12 protein-coding genes are annotated in these 17,736 nt (G+C 62.4%); 10 read left to right on the forward strand and 2 right to left on the reverse strand.

The genetic code is table 11. The features are described 5' to 3' along the window. The first annotated feature begins 168 nt into the window (after positions 1-168). From recC to FBY10_RS28095, 6 genes are read left to right on the forward strand one after another with little or no spacing between them, the layout of a single operon-like run. The gene (recC, locus tag FBY10_RS28070) at positions 169-3,618 is read left to right on the forward strand and encodes an exodeoxyribonuclease V subunit gamma (protein WP_145338530.1); all 3,450 of its coding nucleotides are present in this window, start codon (positions 169-171) and stop codon (positions 3,616-3,618) included. Next, positions 3,615-7,289 carry an exodeoxyribonuclease V subunit beta gene (gene recB, locus FBY10_RS28075; protein WP_145338529.1) on the forward strand — a complete coding sequence of 1,225 codons (3,675 nt, stop codon included), beginning with the start codon at positions 3,615-3,617 and terminating at the stop codon, positions 7,287-7,289. Before recC ends, recB begins: the two co-directional genes overlap by 4 nt. Continuing rightward, complete coding sequence (recD, locus tag FBY10_RS28080; protein WP_145338528.1) at positions 7,286-9,391, forward strand: exodeoxyribonuclease V subunit alpha; 2,106 nt, start codon at positions 7,286-7,288, stop codon at positions 9,389-9,391. Before recB ends, recD begins: the two co-directional genes overlap by 4 nt. 12 nt (positions 9,392-9,403) lie before the next feature. Beyond that, entirely contained in the window at positions 9,404-9,970 is a 567-nt protein-coding gene (locus tag FBY10_RS28085) for a YfiR family protein (RefSeq protein WP_131700220.1), read from the forward strand. After that, complete coding sequence (locus FBY10_RS28090; RefSeq protein WP_145338527.1) at positions 9,967-11,220, forward strand: diguanylate cyclase domain-containing protein; 1,254 nt, start codon at positions 9,967-9,969, stop codon at positions 11,218-11,220. Before FBY10_RS28085 ends, FBY10_RS28090 begins: the two co-directional genes overlap by 4 nt. 4 nt (positions 11,221-11,224) lie before the next feature. Next, a complete protein-coding gene (locus FBY10_RS28095) occupies positions 11,225-11,716 on the forward strand; it encodes an OmpA family protein (protein WP_145338526.1) in 492 nt (163 codons plus the stop codon). A gap of 164 nt (positions 11,717-11,880) precedes the next feature. On the opposite strand, the gene FBY10_RS28100 is transcribed toward FBY10_RS28095, so the two are convergent. Further along, positions 11,881-12,828, reverse strand: a complete 948-nt coding sequence (locus tag FBY10_RS28100; RefSeq protein WP_145338525.1) for a LysR family transcriptional regulator — start codon at positions 12,826-12,828, stop codon at positions 11,881-11,883. A 131-nt stretch (positions 12,829-12,959) separates the two neighbouring features. Here FBY10_RS28100 and FBY10_RS28105 point away from each other — a divergent pair, with 131 nt between their 5' ends. Together FBY10_RS28105 and mmsB are read left to right on the forward strand one after the other, a co-directional pair. Further along, on the forward strand, positions 12,960-14,477 hold the full coding sequence (locus FBY10_RS28105) for a CoA-acylating methylmalonate-semialdehyde dehydrogenase (protein WP_131700223.1): 1,518 nt from the start codon (positions 12,960-12,962) through the stop codon (positions 14,475-14,477). A 14-nt stretch (positions 14,478-14,491) separates the two neighbouring features. Beyond that, complete coding sequence (mmsB, locus tag FBY10_RS28110) at positions 14,492-15,379, forward strand: 3-hydroxyisobutyrate dehydrogenase (RefSeq protein WP_131700224.1); 888 nt, start codon at positions 14,492-14,494, stop codon at positions 15,377-15,379. An 81-nt stretch (positions 15,380-15,460) separates the two neighbouring features. Here mmsB and FBY10_RS28115 read toward each other — a convergent pair whose 3' ends face one another. Beyond that, positions 15,461-15,805, reverse strand: coding sequence for a cupin domain-containing protein (locus tag FBY10_RS28115; protein ID WP_003230905.1), 345 nt, complete (start codon positions 15,803-15,805; stop codon positions 15,461-15,463). A 383-nt stretch (positions 15,806-16,188) separates the two neighbouring features. Here FBY10_RS28115 and kynB point away from each other — a divergent pair, with 383 nt between their 5' ends. Both kynB and kynA read left to right on the forward strand, forming a co-directional pair. Further along, positions 16,189-16,839, forward strand: a complete 651-nt coding sequence (gene kynB, locus FBY10_RS28120) for an arylformamidase (protein ID WP_145338524.1) — start codon at positions 16,189-16,191, stop codon at positions 16,837-16,839. Next, a complete protein-coding gene (gene kynA / locus FBY10_RS28125) occupies positions 16,836-17,693 on the forward strand; it encodes a tryptophan 2,3-dioxygenase (RefSeq protein ID WP_145338523.1) in 858 nt (285 codons plus the stop codon). Before kynB ends, kynA begins: the two co-directional genes overlap by 4 nt. Positions 17,694-17,736 lie beyond the last annotated feature (43 nt).

Genomic DNA, 17,736 nt, shown 5'->3' on the forward strand with positions numbered 1-17,736 from the left:
TTTCCCCATGTGAGAGTAGGTCATCGTCAAGATTAAATTCCGAAACCCCATTTGCGAAAGCAGATGGGGTTTTGTTTTGCGCGGTCGAAAAGTGCGAAGAGGCGCCTCGGGGTGGCCTTCAGTGCTAAAGTTCATGCCCTCGATTTTGCTTTTCCCAAGGAAGCCGTTATGCCGGATGCGACGTCCCTCAGCGCTGGATTCATGGTGGTTCACGGCAACCGCTTGGACGAACTGCGCAGCCTGGTGGTGAGTTGGATACGCCGTTATCCCCTGGCCCCCCTGGAAAACGAAATCGCCCTGGTACAAAGCAACGGCATTGCTCAGTGGCTCAAACTGGCCTTGGCTGAAGACCCGGAAGACGACGATATGGGTGGCTGCGGAATCGCCGCAGCCATTGATGTACAGCTCCCCGGCAGCTTCATGTGGCAGCTCTATCGCATGGTCCTGGGACGTGACGAAATCCCTCCAAAATCCCTGCTCGATAAAGCCCCGCTCACTTGGCGTCTGATGCGCCTGCTCCCGGAACTCATCGATCAACAGCACTTCGAGCCGTTGCAGCGCTTCTTGACCCACGACTCTGACCTGCGCAAACGCTACCAACTGGCGGAACGCCTGGCAGACCTGTTCGACCAATACCAGGTTTACCGCGCTGACTGGCTGGAAGACTGGGCTGCCGGTCGCCACCAATTGCGCAACGGCCGAGGCGAGCCCAAGCCCCTCAACCCTGCCAACTGCTGGCAAGCCGAGTTATGGCGTGCGCTGTTGTTGGACGTAGGTGAAGAAGGCATGGCCGAAAGCCGCGCCGGCGTGCACCAGCGTTTCATCGAACGTATCAATGCCCTTGAGCAAGCACCAAAGGGGCTACCTTCTCGGGTGATTGTCTTCGGCATTTCTTCCTTGCCCGCCCAAGCGCTCGAAGCGCTGGCCGGTCTGTCCCGTTTCAGTCAAGTCCTGCTGTGTGTGCACAACCCGTGTCGCCACCATTGGTCCGACATCGTGGCCGACAAAGACCTGCTGCGTAACGAATACAAACGCCAGGCGCGCAAAGCCGGCATGCCCGTTACCATCGATCCACAAACCCTGCACCAGCACGCCCATCCGCTGCTGGCCGCCTGGGGCAAACAAGGTCGCGACTACATCAGCCTGCTGGACAGTTACGACGATCCCAACAGCTACCGCGCCGCTTTCCGCGATGGTCGAATCGACCTGTTCAGCGACAGCCAACCCACCACACTGCTCAACCAGCTTCAGGACGATATCCTCGAACTGCGCCCACTCAACGAGACTCGCGAACTATGGCCCGCTGTCGATCTAGAGCGTGATACATCCATCCGCTTCCACATTGCCCACAGCGCCCAACGCGAAGTGGAGATTCTCCACGACCAATTGCTCCAGCGTTTCAGCGCCGACCCCACGCTTCGGCCAAGGGACATCATCGTCATGGTCCCCGACGTCGACAGCTATGCGCCGCATATTCGCGCGGTATTCGGTCAACTGGACAGAATCGACCCCCGCTTCATCCCCTTCACCCTGACCGATCAAGGTCAGCGCGGCCGCGATCCCCTGCTGATCGCCGTCGAACACCTGCTCAAACTCCCCGATAGCCGCTTTCCCGTCAGCGAGATTCTCGACCTGCTGGATGTCCCGGCCTTGCGCGAACGCTTCGCCATCAAGGAGCGCGATCTGCCTACGCTGCACCGCTGGATCGAAGGCGCCGGTATCCGTTGGGGGCTCAACGCCGAGCAACGTGCGGGACTCGGCTTGCCGAGTAAGCTGGAACAAAACAGCTGGCGATTTGGCCTTCGCCGTATGCTTCTAGGCTATGCCGTCGGCACCGGTGCGGCCTGCGAAGGCATTGAGCCTTACGACGAAATCGGCGGGCTTGATGCGGCCTTGATCGGCCCGCTGGTTGCTTTACTCGATGCGCTCAGCGATGCCCATCAAGCGCTGTCACAACCCGCAGCGCCCCACGAATGGGGCGAACGTCTGCAACGCCTGATGCAACTATTCTTCCTGCCCAGCAGCGAGCACGACGACTACCTGTTGGGTCAGCTTGAGCAGCTCAGAGAAACCTGGTTGGAAACCTGCGAGTCCGTCGGCCTGCAGGATGAGTTACCGCTTACCGTAGTCCGCGAAGCCTGGCTGGCCGGCCTGGACCAAGGCCGTCTGTCCCAGCGCTTCCTCGCCGGAGCTGTCAATTTCTGCACCCTGATGCCCATGCGCGCCATCCCCTTCAAACTCGTCTGCCTGCTCGGCATGAACGACGGCGACTACCCACGCGCCCAACCACCGCTGGATTTCGACCTGATGGGCAGCGACTACCGTCCCGGCGACCGTTCGCGCCGCGAAGACGACCGTTACCTGCTGCTCGAAGCCCTGCTGTCCGCCCGCGACCAGCTCTATATAAGCTGGGTCGGCCGTAGCATCCGCGATAACAGCGAGCGCCCGGCCTCTGTACTCATCGGCCAACTGCGGGACCATATCGCCAGCGGCTGGCACAACGCACAGGAAACACCGCTGCTGGACGCGATGACCCAGGAACACCCGCTCCAACCCTTCAGCGCCCGCTACTTCCACGAAGGTGATCCGCTGTTCAGCTACGCCCGCGAATGGCAGTTACTCCACGCCGCCCCGGATGCCGTTACACAGGAAGACCAACTGGCGCAGCACCAACAGGAGGAGCCCCTGAGCCTCGGCCAGTTACAGGACTTCCTGCGCAACCCGGTCAAACACTTCTTCAGCCAGCGTCTGAAAGTGTTCTTCGAAGCTGCCGAGGTGCCCTTGGCCGATGAAGAACCCTTCGTGCTTGACGCGCTGCAACGCTACAGCCTGAGCGATAGCCTGTTGAACGCTGCGCTGTCCCAACCCGAGCACCTCGACCAGGCCCTTAACGCCCAGGCCCTGCGGTTGCAAGGCAGTGGCCTGTTGCCGATGGTCGGTTTCGGCGAGTGCCTGCGCAACGAACTCATTGAGCCCCTGCCTGATTTGTTGCAACGCTACCAGCACTTGCTGGCTCTCTGGCCAACGCCACACACCGCTGCAGAACCGATCAGTTTCGAGCATCAAGGTATAGCGCTGGAAGGCTGGATCAGCGGCCTGCATCGCCGCAGTGACGGTGGATTGCTAAGTGTCACCACCATCCCCAATAGCATCGGATCGATCAAAACACGCAAATGGCATCGCCTGATACGTCCTTGGGTCAATCATGTGGTGGCCTGCGCCTGCGGCCTGTCGTTGAGCACAGGGCTGGTGGCCAGCGACGATACGTTGCTACTGGCCCCGCTGGATAAGCCCATCGCCCGGGAAATCCTCGGCAACCTGCTGCTGGCCTGGCACAGCGGCATGAGAGAACCGCTCCCGGTAGCCGTCAAGACCGCTTTCGCCTGGCTCAGCCAAACCGATCCGGTCAAAGCCCACGCAGCCGCGAGCAAAGCCTATGAAGGCGACGGCCTGACCACCGATGGCGAGCGCCGCGAAACCCCGGCGCTCACCCGACAGTTCCCCGATTACGCCGCCCTGGTCGCCAGCGAAGAGTTCGAAGGCTGGTGCGAAACCTTGTATCGACCGCTCATCAACGCCCCATGGCGATCACTCACAGGCGAGGAGGCCGGCGCATGAGCAGCAAACCCTTGGCCCTGGCCTTCCCGTTGAATGGCAGCCAGCTGATTGAAGCCAGCGCCGGCACTGGCAAAACCTTCACCATCTCCGCCTTGTACCTGCGTCTGGTCCTGGGCCACGGTGGCGATGAGTCCGGTTTCGGGCGTGAACTGCTGCCGCCGCAAATCCTCGTGGTCACCTTTACCGATGCCGCTACCAAAGAGCTGCGTGAGCGCATCCGCATTCGCCTGGCCGAAGCCGCGCGTTTCTTCCGCGAGGAGATTGAACAGCCCGACGCGCTGATCGCCGACCTGCGTGCGCAATACCTCCCCGAGCAATGGCCCGCCTGCGCCAACCGCCTGGACATCGCTGCCCAGTGGATGGATGAAGCGGCGGTTTCCACAATTCACAGTTGGTGCCAGCGCATGCTGCGCGAACACGCGTTCGACAGCGGCAGCCTGTTCACCCAGACCCTGGAAACCGACCACAGCGACCTGCTGGGCGAAGTGTTGCGCGATTACTGGCGGTTGTTCTGCTACCCCATGCATGACGATGCACTCAACTGGGTGCGCAGCAACTGGGGTGGCCCCGCGGCGTTGATGCCACGCGTGCGCGCACTGTTCGGCAGCGAACGGTCGCCGGATGAAACCCGCGAACCCGCCGAGTTGATCAACGCTTGCCTGCAAGAACGCCGCGAAGCATTGATAAACATCAAGGCTCCCTGGCAACAATGGGCCGCCGAGTTACGCGAAATCTGCCTGCAAGCGGTGGCCGCCAAAGCCGTCGACGGCCGCAAGATGCAAGCGCGTTACTTCGAGCCCTGGTTCGAAAAGATCAGCGCTTGGGCCGTTGACGAAACCCTGGAACAGTTGGACATCGGCACCGGCTTCACCCGCCTCACTCCCGACGGCATGGCCGAAGCCTGGAAGGGCGACCCGCCGCAACACCCCGGCATCGACGCCATGGCCGGCCTTAAAGCCGCCCTCGACGCGCTGCCAACCCCCGACGCTGCCGTGTTGCAACACGCTGCCGGTTGGGTGGGTAAGCGCTTCGAAGAAGAAAAACGCCGTCGTGCCGAAATGGGCTTTGACGACATGCTGATTCGCCTCAACGCTGCCCTGCAAGCCGATGGCGGCGAGCGCCTGGCCAGTGTGATCCGCGAGCAGTTCCCGGTGGCCCTGATCGACGAGTTCCAGGACACCGACCCGGTGCAATACAGCATCTTCGACAGCATCTACCGCATTGAAGAGAACCACCTCGACAGCGGCCTGTTCCTGATCGGTGACCCCAAGCAAGCGATCTACGCCTTCCGTGGCGCCGATATCTACACCTACTTGCGCGCGCGTAAATCCACGATCGGCCGTCACCACACCCTGGGTACCAACTTCCGTTCCAGCCATGCGATGGTCGAGGCAGTGAACCATGTGTTCCAGCGGGCGGAAACGGGTCGGGGCGCGTTCCTGTTCCGGGAGTCGAATGGCGACAACCCGGTGCCGTTCCACCCGGTGCTGTCACAAGGCCGCAAGGAAAGACTGCAGGTCGACGGCCAAACGTTGCCGGCGATGAACCTTTGGCACCTGGCCACCGACCAGCCGGTTTCCAACGCGGTGTACCGTCAGCAACTGGCTGGCGCCTGTGCCTCGCAGATTGTCGAGTTGCTCAACGGCGGGCAGCAAGGTACGGCTGGTTTCCTGCAACCGGACGACAGCTTCAAAGGCGTACTGCCGTCGGACATCGCCATCCTCGTGCGCGACGGCAAGGAAGCCCAAGCCGTGCGCGCCGAGTTGGCCGCCCGTGGCGTGCGTAGCGTGTACCTGTCGGACAAGGACTCTGTCTTCGCCGCCCAGGAAGCCCACGATCTGCTCGCCTGGCTCAAGGCCTGTGCCGAGCCGGATGTCGAGCGGCCGCTACGGGCTGCCCTGGCTTGCGTCACCTTGAACCTGTCACTGCCGGAACTGGAGCGTCTGAACCAGGACGAACTGGCGTGGGAAAGCCGCGTGATGCAGTTCCGTGGCTACCGCGCGATCTGGCGCACCCAAGGCGTGCTGCCGATGCTGCGTCGCCTGCTGCACGACTTCAAACTGCCGCAAACCCTGATTGCCCGCAGCGACGGCGAACGTGTGCTGACCAACCTGTTGCACCTCAGCGAGTTGTTGCAACAAGCCGCGTCGGAACTGGACGGTGAACAGGCGTTGATCCGCCACCTGGCCGAACACCTCGCGTTGTCCGGTCAAGCCGGTGAAGAGCAAATCCTGCGCCTGGAAAGTGATGAGCAACTGGTCAAGGTCGTGACCATTCACAAATCCAAGGGCCTTGAATACGACCTGGTCTTTCTGCCTTTCATCTGCTCGGCCAAGCCGGTCGACGGCAGTCGCCTGCCGCTGCATTACCACGATGAACACGGCAAATCCCACGTCAGCCTGCGCCCGACCGCGGAGTTGATCGCCCAGGCCGACGATGAGCGCCTGGCCGAAGACCTGCGTTTGTTCTACGTGGCCCTGACCCGCGCCAAACACGCCTGCTGGCTCGGCGTTGCCGACCTCAAGCGCGGCAACAGCAACGGCTCGGTATTGCACCTGTCGGCGCTGGGTTACTTGCTCGGCGCAGGTGCTTCGTTGAGTGAATCCGCCGGCCTCGCGCGTTGGCTGCTGGATCTGCAGGACGGCTGCCCGGCCATCCACTACGTCCCTGTGCCCGACGCCCAAGACACCCTGTTCCACCCGCCGCGCAACACCGCCAACTTGCTCGCGCCCTTGTTACCTAAACGCAAGGCCGCCGAGAACTGGTGGATCGCGTCCTACAGTGCCTTGCGCATTGGCGACAGCATGAGCGTCGCCCACCTCGAAGCGCCCGAAAGCCCACAGGCGCAAAAGCTGTTCGATGACGAACGCCTCGATCCCGACGCACCGCGTGAAGTGGCAGCGTCCGGCGCAGACATTCACCGTTTCCCACGTGGTCCGAACCCCGGCACCTTCCTTCACGGTCTACTGGAGTGGGCCGGGGAAGAAGGCTTCAACGTGACCTCGCAAGCGATCGAACAAGCCGTAGGCGCGCGCTGCAATCGCCGTAACTGGGAAGGCTGGATCGTCACCCTCAGCGAGTGGCTGGGCCATCTGCTGCACACGCCGCTGTCGGTGGATAACGACCAGATCGCCCTGAGCAGCTTGCAGCACTACCAGATCGAAATGGAGTTCTGGTTCGCCAGTCATAAAGTCGACGTGCTCGCCCTCGACAAGCTGGTGTGCCAGTACACCCACAACGGTGTGTCCCGTGTCTCTGCCGAACCGGTGCTGCTCAACGGCATGTTCAAGGGTTTTATCGACCTGACCTTCGAACACGATGGCCGCTACTACGTGGCTGACTACAAATCCAACTGGCTCGGCCCTGACGATTCGGCCTACACCCAAGACGCCATGGAACAGTCGATCCTCGAGCATCGGTACGACCTGCAATACGTGCTTTACCTGCTCGCGCTGCATCGTCAACTCAAGGCACGCCTGCCGGACTACGACTACGACCGTCATGTCGGCGGCGCGCTGTACCTGTTCCTGCGCGGCACCCAGGCTGTCAGCCGAGGGGCGTTTTTCACCCGGCCGCCACGGGAGCTGATCGAAAGCCTGGACCTGCTGTTCCAGGGCAAGCCCATCCCGCCCAAGGCTGAGCCCGCCTGGGAACAAGGAGTGTTGTTATGAGCCTGTCGCCGTTACCGCTTGAGGCGCTAGCTCCCTTGAGCCGCGCCGCCGACCTGGTGCACCTGCTGGAGCGTTGGGTTGAGCGTGGTTGGCTACGGGCGTTGGACAAGGCCTTCGTGGGCTTCCTGCACGAACTCGATCCACACGCCGACCCCTTGGTGTTACTGGCGGCGGCGCTGACCAGCCATCAACTGGGCCACGGCCATGTGTGCCTGGACCTGTTCGAAACCCTCAAAGCGCCGGATTTTGCCCTGTCCTTGCCGCCCGAAGGCGACCTGCAAACCGGCGCAATGCTGCTGCCGTCGCAATTGCTCGACGGCCTCGACGGTGCCCATTGGTGTCATGTACTGGCCGCCAGCCCGTTGGTCGCCCTGGCGGTGGACGGCAGCGAATCGGCACACAGTCGTCCCTTGGTACTGTCGGGCAAACGCCTGTACCTGCGCCGCTACTGGACCTACGAACGGCGCATCGACACTGCCCTGCGCCTGCGTCTCGCCACCCAGGAAAGCGTCGCCGCCGATTTACCCCAGCGCTTGAATAGCTTGTTTGACCAGCCGGCGCCCGATGGCGTGATCGACTGGCAGAAACTCGCCTGCGCCCTGGCCACCCGCGGTGCATTCAGCATCGTCACCGGCGGCCCCGGCACCGGCAAGACCACCACTGTGGTGCGCCTGCTCGCGCTGTTGCAGGCGCCGGCCGTAGAGTCCGGCAGCCCGTTGCGCATCCGCTTGGCCGCGCCGACCGGTAAAGCCGCCGCGCGTTTGACCGAATCCATCAGCCAGCAAGTACTGTCGCTGACAGTGCCGCAAAGTGTGAAGGAAAAGATCCCGACCCAGGTCACCACGGTTCACCGCCTGCTGGGCAGCCGTCCGGGCACTCGGCACTTCCGCCATCACCTTGGCAATCCGTTGCCCCTGGATGTGCTGGTGGTGGACGAAGCCTCGATGATCGACCTGGAAATGATGGCTAACCTGCTGGACGCGTTACCGCCCCATGCCCGCCTGGTGTTGCTGGGCGACAAGGACCAACTCGCCTCGGTAGAGGCCGGCGCCGTACTCGGTGATTTGTGCCGCGACGCCGAAGCCGGCTGGTACAGCCCCCACACCCGCCAATGGCTGCAAACCGTCAGCGGCGAAGACCTCAGCGCCAGTGGCCTGCACGAAGACCTCGAGGGCAGCCATCCCCTGGCGCAGCAAGTGGTGATGCTGCGCTATTCGCGCCGGTTCGGCGAAGGCAGCGGCATCGGCCAACTGGCGCGCTGGGTCAACCAGCAAAACGCCGACGAGGCGCGCAAGCTGCTGGCCGCGCGCAGCCACAGTGACCTGTTCTGCCTTAGCCTCAAAGGCGAGCACGACCACGCCCTGGAGCGCCTGGTGCTGGACGGGCAGGGCGACGGCGCCCAGGGTTATCGCTATTACCTCAAACTGCTGCACAGCGCGCGGCCCGCCGTCGACACCCCGCGTGACGACCCCGCCTGGACCCACTGGGCCCAACAACTGCTGCAAGCCTTTGATGCGTTCCAACTGCTCTGCGCCGTGCGCAAGGGCCCTTGGGGTGTGGAAGGGCTGAACCTGCGCATCACGGCCGCCTTGCGCAAAGTGCGGCTGATCGAGGGGGACGAGCAATGGTACGAAGGCCGCCCGGTGTTGATGACCCGCAACGATTACGGCCTGGGCTTGATGAACGGCGACATCGGCATTGCCCTCAAACTGCCTGAAAGTGATGGCGGGCCCCAGGTGTTGCGCGTTGCTTTCCCACGTAACGATGGCCAGGGTGGCGTGCGATTTGTACTGCCCAGCCGTCTCAATGATGTGGAAACCGTGTACGCCATGACCGTGCACAAATCCCAGGGTTCGGAGTTCACCCACACTGCACTGATCCTGCCGGACGCGCTGAACCCGGTGCTCACCAAAGAGTTGATCTACACCGGCATCACTCGCGCCAAGCGCTGGTTCAGCCTGATCGAACCCCGTGGCGGCGTGTTTGAAGATGCCGTGCGACGCAAGGTCAAACGCTTGAGTGGGTTGATGCTGGAGTTGGGTCAGGAGTCAGAACTATCTGATGCTGTGCTATCGTTGCGGCATCACCCCGAAAACACCTGAGAGTATCGCTGCATGAACGTGGCCGTCTCGCCCACAGGGCGTAGTTTGAGCTGGAGACGCCTGCTGCTGGTGGCGGTTCTATGCCTGCTGGCGCCCCGCGTATTTGCCGAGGCTCCGGGCCCGGCTGACCAGCGCGCCCAGGCGGTCACCCAGGTGGTACTCGGTATCCTCAGCTATGCCCGCTGGCCAGTAGAGCCCGAGCAACTGCGCCTGTGCATCGTCGGCCCGACCCAATACACCGACGACCTGATCAAAGGCACCATCCAGGCCACCGGCCGTCCGGTCGTGGTGCGGCGCCTGCTGGCCGACCATCCCGATATCGTCAACGCCTGCGACGCCGTGTACATCGGCAAACTCAGCAATGACGAACGCAGCCGCCTGTTTGCCTCATTGATCGGCCACCCGGTGCTCAGCATCAGCGAAGGCGGCGACCAGTGCACCGTGGGCAGCCTGTTCTGCCTGCAGGTGGGGGATGAGCAAGTGTCGTTTGAGGTCAACCTCGACTCGGTGGCGCGCAGCGGCGTGCGCATTCATCCCAGCGTTTTGCAACTGTCCCGTCGCCGGGCGCCTGCGCCATGAGAGTGCGACCGACCCTGCGTTCGGTCATCGGCCGAGGGCACCTGATCCTCGCGCTGATGGCGGTGACCCTGGCCAGTGTGTCCCTGACCCTGCTCGGCGTGTTGGCGCTACGGGTCTACGCCGAACACAACCTGCACCTGATCGCCCGCTCCATCAACTACACCGTGGAGGCGGCGGTGGTGTTCAATGACAGCGCCGCAGCCACCGAAGCTCTCAGCCTTATCGCTTCAACCGAGGAAGTCGCCGAGGCCGAAGTATTCGATGCCAGTGGCAAGCTGTTGTCGTATTGGACGCGCCCGGAAACCGGGATGCTGTCGCGGGTAGAACTGGAACTGGCGCACGCCTTGCTCGAACAGCCCATCATCCAGCCGATCCTCCATCAGGGGCGCACCATCGGCAGCATTCACCTGACCGGCCACGGCGGCAGCCTGTTGCGCTTCCTGCTCAGCGGCCTGGCGGGGATCCTGATCTGCACCGCCCTCAGCGCCTGGGTTGCCCTGCACTTGGCGCGGCGTCTGTTGCGCGGCATTACGGAGCCGCTGCAAAGCCTCGCCGCCGTGGCCCACGCCGCCCGCAGCGAGCGCGACTTCGACCGCCGCGTGCCGCCGGCCCGCATCGCCGAACTCGACAGCCTGGGCAGCGACTTCAATGCCTTGCTCGGCGAGATGCAAGCCTGGCAAAACCACCTGCAAAGCGAAAACGAAACCCTCGCCCACAAGGCCAACCACGACAGCCTTACCGGTCTGCCCAACCGCGCATACTTCGAAGGCCGCCTGATTCGCGCGCTGCGCAGCGCCGCCAAAGCCAAGGAACAGGTGGCCGTGCTGTACCTCGACAGCGACCGTTTCAAAGAGATCAATGACAGCTTCGGTCATGCCGCAGGTGATGCCGTGCTGGTGGCCGTCGCCGAGCGCGTGCGTGCGCAATTGCGTGAAGATGACCTGGTGGCGCGCCTGGGCGGTGACGAGTTCGCCATCCTGCTGGCGCCGCTGCACAAGGTGGAAGACGCCCAGCGCATCGCCGACAAAATCATCGCCAGCATGGACATGCCGATTGCGGTGCCTGGCGACACCCAGGTGTTGACCTCCCTCAGTATTGGTATCGCCCTCTACCCCGAGCATGGCGTCACACCTGGCACCTTGCTCAATGCCGCCGATGCGGCGATGTACCAGGCCAAACGTTTGTCGTCGGGCGGCCAGCAAACGGCGGAGTCGGAGAGCCCCGTCGTCAACGTTCAACACAGGAGCTGATCCCTTGTTCTCTACCGCGCGTTTTATCTTTATCACCCTGCTGGTGGCGTTGCTCGCCCTTGGCGGCTGCCAGACGGTACCCTCCAAAGGCCTGACCCCGGCGCAAGTCGCCGTCCTCAAGCAACAGGGCTTCGAGCTTACCGATGACGGCTGGGCGTTCGGCCTGTCCGGCAAAGTGCTGTTTGGCAGTGACGTCGAAACCCTTAACCAACCCAGCACCGACATCGTCCAACGCATCGGCAAGGCCCTGCTGGACGTAGGCATCGAGCGTGTACGCATCGACGGCCACACCGACGCCTCGGGCACAGAGACCTACAACCAGCAACTGTCCCTGCGCCGCGCCCAAAGCGTGGCGACGGTGCTGCAAGGCGTGGGCATGAAAGAAGACAACATCCAGCTGCGTGGGCTGGGCAGCAGTAAACCCGTGGCCACCAACGACACAGCGGAAGGGCGTACCGAGAATCGACGGGTGGCGATTGTGGTGATTGCGGACTGAGCCGGCAGTCCGATTTCAATCTGAAATCCAATCAAAATGTGGGAGGGGGCTTGCCCCCTCCCACATTTGAACGATGTTCGCTTAACTGCCCGGCGTCATCGCCTGCGTCAAGTCACCCACCACGGCCTTGCCCATCTCTCAGAGACACCGCGCAGCCCAGCCCTTTAATCCGCAAACCGAATCTCCCTTGTCTCCCCCATCAACAACCCCTGGTTCTGCTCCGTCACCTCGCGAATGTAATCCCACAGCAACGTAATCCGCTTCAGCTTCCTCAGATCCTCGCGGCAATACATCCAAAACTGGCGAGTGATCGCAATCTGCTCCCCCAGCACCGGCAGTAACCGTGGATCCTGCGCCGCCAGAAAGCACGGCAAGATCGCCATCGACCGCCCTTGCTGCGCCGCCACGTATTGCGCAATCACGCTGGTACTGCGCAGGCTGGCGCTGGCGCCGGGCACGACGTTGGCCAGGTACAGCAGCTCCGAACTGAAGGCCAAATCATCCACATAGCTGATAAACGGATGCTCGGCCAAATCGGCCGGGCGCTGGATGGGCGGGTGTTGGTCGAGGTATTCCTGGGTCGCGTACAGCTGCAGTTTGTAGTCGCACAGTTTGCAGCACACGTAGGGTCCGTGTTCCGGGCGTTCCAGGGCGATGACGATGTCGGCTTCGCGCTTGGACAGGCTGATGAAGTGGGGCAGCGGCAGGATGTCGACCGAGATGGCCGGGTAGGTGTCGACGAAGTGGCTCAACTGCGGGGTGACGAAGAAGCTGCCGAAGCCTTCGGTGCAGCCCATGCGCACATGGCCGGACAGCGCCACGCCGGAGCCGGACACCTGCTCGCAGGCCATGTGCAGGGTGCTTTCAATGGACTCGGCATACCCCAGCAAACGCTGGCCTTCGGGGGTGAGGACGAAGCCGTTGGTCCGGGACTTTTCGAACAGCAGGGTACCGAGCGACACTTCCAATGAGCTGATGCGCCGCGACACGGTGGTGTAGTCCACCGCCAGGCGCTTGGCCGCGACGCTGGCCTTGCGGGTGCGGGCCACTTCCAGGAAAAACTTCAGGTCATCCCAGTTCAGGGAACCCAGCGATGTGATGTTTTTTTGCATATTGGACCGGCTTTTATGTGCGTTCTTATTAGAGATTTGCACATCTATACTCCAAAAACAGTCCGAACGCCTCATTTCTCAAGGCGGTTTACGCGCCTTGTCTCTGCATAAATATAAGAGTTGGAGACCACATGAACGCATCTGCCGATATTTCCGTGCAACAGGTCAAGTTGCTGATCAATGGTGAGTGGGTCGAGTCCAAGACCACCCATTGGCAAGACATCGTCAACCCGGCCACCCAGCAAGTGCTGGCCAAAGTCCCGTTCGCCACGGCCGATGAAGTCAATGCTGCCATCGACGCCGCCCATCAAGCCTTCCAGACCTGGAAGCTGACGCCGATCGGCGCGCGCATGCGCATCATGCTCAAGCTGCAAGCCTTGATCCGTGAGCACTCCAAGCGCATCGCCGTGGTCCTCAGCGCCGAGCAGGGCAAGACCATTGCCGATGCCGAGGGCGATATTTTCCGTGGCCTGGAAGTGGTGGAGCACGCCTGTTCCATCGGCACCCTGCAAATGGGCGAGTTCGCCGAGAACGTCGCCGGTGGTGTTGATACCTACACCCTGCGCCAACCCATCGGCGTGTGTGCCGGCATTACCCCGTTCAACTTCCCGGCGATGATTCCGCTGTGGATGTTCCCGATGGCCATCGCCTGCGGTAACACCTTCGTCCTCAAGCCGTCCGAACAAGACCCGCTGTCGACCCTGCTGCTGGTGGAGCTGGCGCTGGAAGCGGGCGTACCGGCGGGTGTGCTCAACGTGGTGCACGGCGGCAAGGATGTGGTGGATGCGCTGTGCACCCATAAAGACATCAAGGCCGTGTCCTTCGTCGGCTCGACCGCTGTCGGTACTCACGTCTACGACTTGGCGGGCAAGCACGGCAAGCGCGTGCAGTCGATGATGGGCGCCAAGAACCACGCCGTGGTGCTGCCGGATGCGAACCGCGAACACACCCTCAATGCCCTGGTCGGTGCCGGTTTCGGCGCGGCGGGCCAGCGTTGCATGGCCACCTCGGTGGTGGTGCTGGTGGGCGCAGCCAAGCAATGGCTGCCGGATCTGAAAGCGCTGGCGCAAAAGCTCAAGGTCAACGCCGGCAGCGAAGCGGGCACGGATGTCGGCCCGGTGATCTCCAAGCGCGCCAAGGCCCGCATCCTGGAGCTGATCGAAAGCGGCGTGAAAGAAGGCGCCAAGCTTGAGCTGGATGGCCGCGACATCCAGGTGCCGGGCTTCGAGCAAGGCAACTTCGTCGGCCCGACCCTGTTCTCGGGTGTGACAACCGATATGCAGATCTACACCCAGGAAATCTTCGGCCCGGTGCTGGTGGTGCTGGAAGTCGACACCCTCGACCAGGCCATTGCGCTGGTCAACGCCAACCCCTTCGGCAACGGCACCGGCCTGTTCACCCAGAGCGGGGCGGCGGCGCGTAAATTCCAGAGCGAAATCGATGTGGGCCAGGTCGGCATCAACATCCCGATCCCGGTGCCGGTGCCGTTCTTCAGCTTCACCGGTTCCCGTGGCTCCAAGCTCGGCGACCTCGGCCCGTACGGCAAGCAAGTGGTGCAGTTCTACACCCAGACCAAAACCGTCACCAGCCGCTGGTTCGACGACGACACGGTCAACGATGGCGTCAACACCACCATCAACCTGCGCTGATTCGGGAGACGACCATGAAGATTGCATTTATCGGCTTGGGCAACATGGGCGCGCCCATGGCCCGCAACCTGATCAAGGCCGGCCATGCGCTGAACCTGTTCGACCTGAACCAGACGGTGCTCAAGGAACTCGCCGAACTGGGCGGCCGCATCAGCGACTCGCCGCGTGACGCTGCCCAAGGCGCCGAGCTGGTGATTACCATGCTGCCGGCCGCCGCCCATGTGCGCAGTGTCTGGCTGAATGAAGACGGTGTATTGGCCGGGATCGGCAACGGCGTGCCCGCAGTGGACTGCAGCACCATCGACCCGCAGACCGCGCGCGATGTCGCCGCTGCTGCCGCCAAGCAAGGCGTGGTGATGGCCGATGCACCGGTCTCCGGCGGCACGGGCGGCGCCCAGGCGGGCACCCTGACCTTCATGGTCGGCGCCACCCCGGAACTGTTCGCCACCCTGCAACCGGTGCTGGCGCAGATGGGCCGCAACATCGTGCATTGCGGCGATGTGGGCACCGGGCAAATCGCCAAGATCTGCAACAACCTGCTGTTGGGCATCAGCATGGTCGGCGTCAGCGAAGCCATGGCCTTGGGGGACGCGCTGGGCATCGACACCCAGGTGCTGGCCGGCATTATCAACAGCTCCACCGGGCGCTGCTGGAGTTCCGACACCTACAACCCCTGGCCGGGCGTGATCGAAACCGCGCCGTCGTCCCGTGGTTATACCGGTGGGTTCGGCGCCGATTTGATGCTCAAGGACCTGGGCCTGGCCACCGAGGCCGCTCGCCAGGCCAAGCAACCGGTGATCCTCGGTGCCGTGGCCCAGCAGTTATACCAATCGATGAGTCAGCGTGGGGAAGGGGGCAAGGACTTCTCGGCGATTATCAACAGCTATCGCAAACCCAAATAACCTTGTAATGGAGGCTTACTGTGGCGATCGGGCTTGCCCCGCTCGCCACAACAACGTCAAATTGCCCGCTTTGGAAGCGACTCAAGCAAACACAAAATACTTACGCACCGTCTCAACCACTTCCCATGTCCCCTTCATCCCCGGTTCCACCACGAAAATATCCCCAGCGCGCAGATGGATCGGCTCCATCCCCTCAGGGGTGATCACGCAGTAGCCTTCCTGGAAGTGGCAGTATTCCCACTTCACGTATTCCACGTACCACTTGCCCGGGGTGCAGATCCAGGTGCCCATGATCTTGCTGCCGTCTTCGCTGGTGTAGGCGTTGAGGTTGACGGTGTGCGGGTCGCCTTCGAGCTTTTCCCATTTGCAGGCATCCAGGACCGGCAGGGGATGGGTGTCGCGCAATACGGTGATGGGCTTGGACATGATGACTCCGAGGCAGGGAATGGAAAGATGCACCCTAAGGCCTTGGGCGTTGCGCCAGTGGTCTGAACTCGACATCGGGATGCCCAGAAGCGCAGGTGAATGCGACTCCTCTGCCGTGTGCAGTCAATGTGGGAGGGGGCTTGCCCCCGATGGCGGAGGGTCAGTGGACACATAAGTGACTGACACACTGCTATCGGGGGCAAGCCCCCTCCCACATTAATCCTTGGTGGCAGCTCCACTGTGGCCAGGCAATACTTCTGAGCGTAAATAGGCCATTTCCTCGCAGTAAGTGCGAAAGATTTCCCGCTTTACGCAGGAATTCGCAAGAAAATTCACGTCTGGCCCTCGTATCATTCACCCCAGTAACCGCCGAGAGCCTTTAAATGAACCCAATAAAAACGTGGTGGGACATCAGCCCGCCCTTGAGCACGGCGACCCCGACCTGGCCGGGCGATACGCCGTTCCAGGAAGAGCGTGTGTGGCAGTTCGGCCCGGAGTGCCCGGTGAATGTCGGGCGCATTACCTTGTCGCCGCACACCGGCGCCCATGTGGATGCGCCGCTGCATTACAGCGCTGACGGTGCACCGATTGGCGAGGTGTCGCTGGACGTGTACATGGGCCCGTGCCGGGTGCTGCATTGCCTGGACAGCGGCGCGCTGGTACAGCCGCATCAGTTGGAAGGGCGTGTGGATAACTTGCCGCAGCGCGTGCTGTTGCGTACTTATCCACAAGCACCGCTGACCGAATGGGATTCGAACTTCACCGCCATCGCCCCGCAGACCATTGAACGGCTGGCCAGCCTGGGGGTGCGCCTGATCGGTATCGACACGCCCTCCCTGGACCCGCAACAGTCCAAGACCATGGATGCCCACAACGCCGTGGCGCGGCATGGCATGGCGATCCTCGAAGGCATCGTGCTCGACGACGTACCGGAGGGCGACTACGAACTGATCGCCCTGCCGCTGCGTTTCGCCAACCTGGACGCCAGCCCGGTCCGTGCCATTCTCCGCCCGCTCAAGGAGCCCTCGCGATGAGCCAATGTCCTTTCTCTGCCGACTACCAGCCACCGGAAGAATGGCATAACGCCGAACTGAATTTTTCCGAGTCCATGAGCTATGGCGACTACCTGGACTTGGGCAAAGTCCTCAGCGCCCAGCATCCGCTGTCGCCGGACCACAACGAAATGCTCTTCATCATCCAGCATCAGACCTCCGAGCTGTGGATGAAACTGATGCTCCACGAACTCAAGGCCGCCCGCGAACACGTGCGCCTGGGCGAATTGCCGCCGGCGTTCAAGATGCTGGCGCGGGTCTCGCGGATCTTCGATCAACTGGTGCACGCCTGGGCCGTGCTGGCGACCATGACGCCGTCGGAATACAAGGCGATTCGCCCGTTCCTGGGGCAGTCGTCCGGGTTCCAGTCTTTCCAGTACCGCGAGATCGAATTTATCCTCGGCAACAAGAGCGCGGCGCTGCTGCGGCCCCATGCCCATCGGCCTGAGTTGTTGCAGGAGTTGCAGGTGGCAATTGCCACGCCGTCGCTGTATGACGAAGCGGTGAACCTGATGGCCAAGGCGGGCCTGGCGATTGACCCCAGGCGCGCCGAGCGCGACCCGACGGCGGCGACCGTTCACGATGAGTCGGTGGAGGCGGCGTGGCGCGAGGTGTATCGCGACCCGAGCCGGTATTGGGACTTGTACCAGTTGGCCGAGAAGTTTATCGACCTGGAAGATTCGTTCCGCCAATGGCGCTTCCGGCATGTGACCACGGTGGAGCGGATTATCGGCTTCCAACCTGGCACCGGCGGCACCGAGGGCGTGGGTTACCTGCGCAAGATGCTCGACACCGTGCTGTTCCCCGAGCTGTGGCGAGTGCGCTCCACGCTGTAAACAAAAAGCCCCGGATCACCGGGGCTTTTCATTTGCAATGCAA

Origin of the sequence: Pseudomonas sp. SJZ103 (genome assembly GCF_007828335.1) — a bacterium.
Lineage (GTDB): Bacteria > Pseudomonadota > Gammaproteobacteria > Pseudomonadales > Pseudomonadaceae > Aquipseudomonas.

Bases quoted from the DNA above. Each gene is read 5' to 3' on its own strand.
- recC (WP_145338530.1), top strand. From the start codon at position 169: ATGCCGGATGCGACGTCCCTCAGCGCTGGATTCATGGTGGTTCACGGC.
- recB (WP_145338529.1), top strand. From the start codon at position 3,615: ATGAGCAGCAAACCCTTGGCCCTGGCCTTCCCGTTGAATGGCAGCCAG.
- recD (WP_145338528.1), top strand. From the start codon at position 7,286: ATGAGCCTGTCGCCGTTACCGCTTGAGGCGCTAGCTCCCTTGAGCCGC.
- FBY10_RS28085 (WP_131700220.1), top strand. From the start codon at position 9,404: ATGAACGTGGCCGTCTCGCCCACAGGGCGTAGTTTGAGCTGGAGACGC.
- FBY10_RS28090 (WP_145338527.1), top strand. From the start codon at position 9,967: ATGAGAGTGCGACCGACCCTGCGTTCGGTCATCGGCCGAGGGCACCTG.
- FBY10_RS28100 (WP_145338525.1), bottom strand. From the start codon at position 12,828: ATGCAAAAAAACATCACATCGCTGGGTTCCCTGAACTGGGATGACCTG.
- FBY10_RS28105 (WP_131700223.1), top strand. From the start codon at position 12,960: ATGAACGCATCTGCCGATATTTCCGTGCAACAGGTCAAGTTGCTGATC.
- mmsB (WP_131700224.1), top strand. From the start codon at position 14,492: ATGAAGATTGCATTTATCGGCTTGGGCAACATGGGCGCGCCCATGGCC.
- FBY10_RS28115 (WP_003230905.1), bottom strand. From the start codon at position 15,805: ATGTCCAAGCCCATCACCGTATTGCGCGACACCCATCCCCTGCCGGTC.
- kynB (WP_145338524.1), top strand. From the start codon at position 16,189: ATGAACCCAATAAAAACGTGGTGGGACATCAGCCCGCCCTTGAGCACG.
- kynA (WP_145338523.1), top strand. From the start codon at position 16,836: ATGAGCCAATGTCCTTTCTCTGCCGACTACCAGCCACCGGAAGAATGG.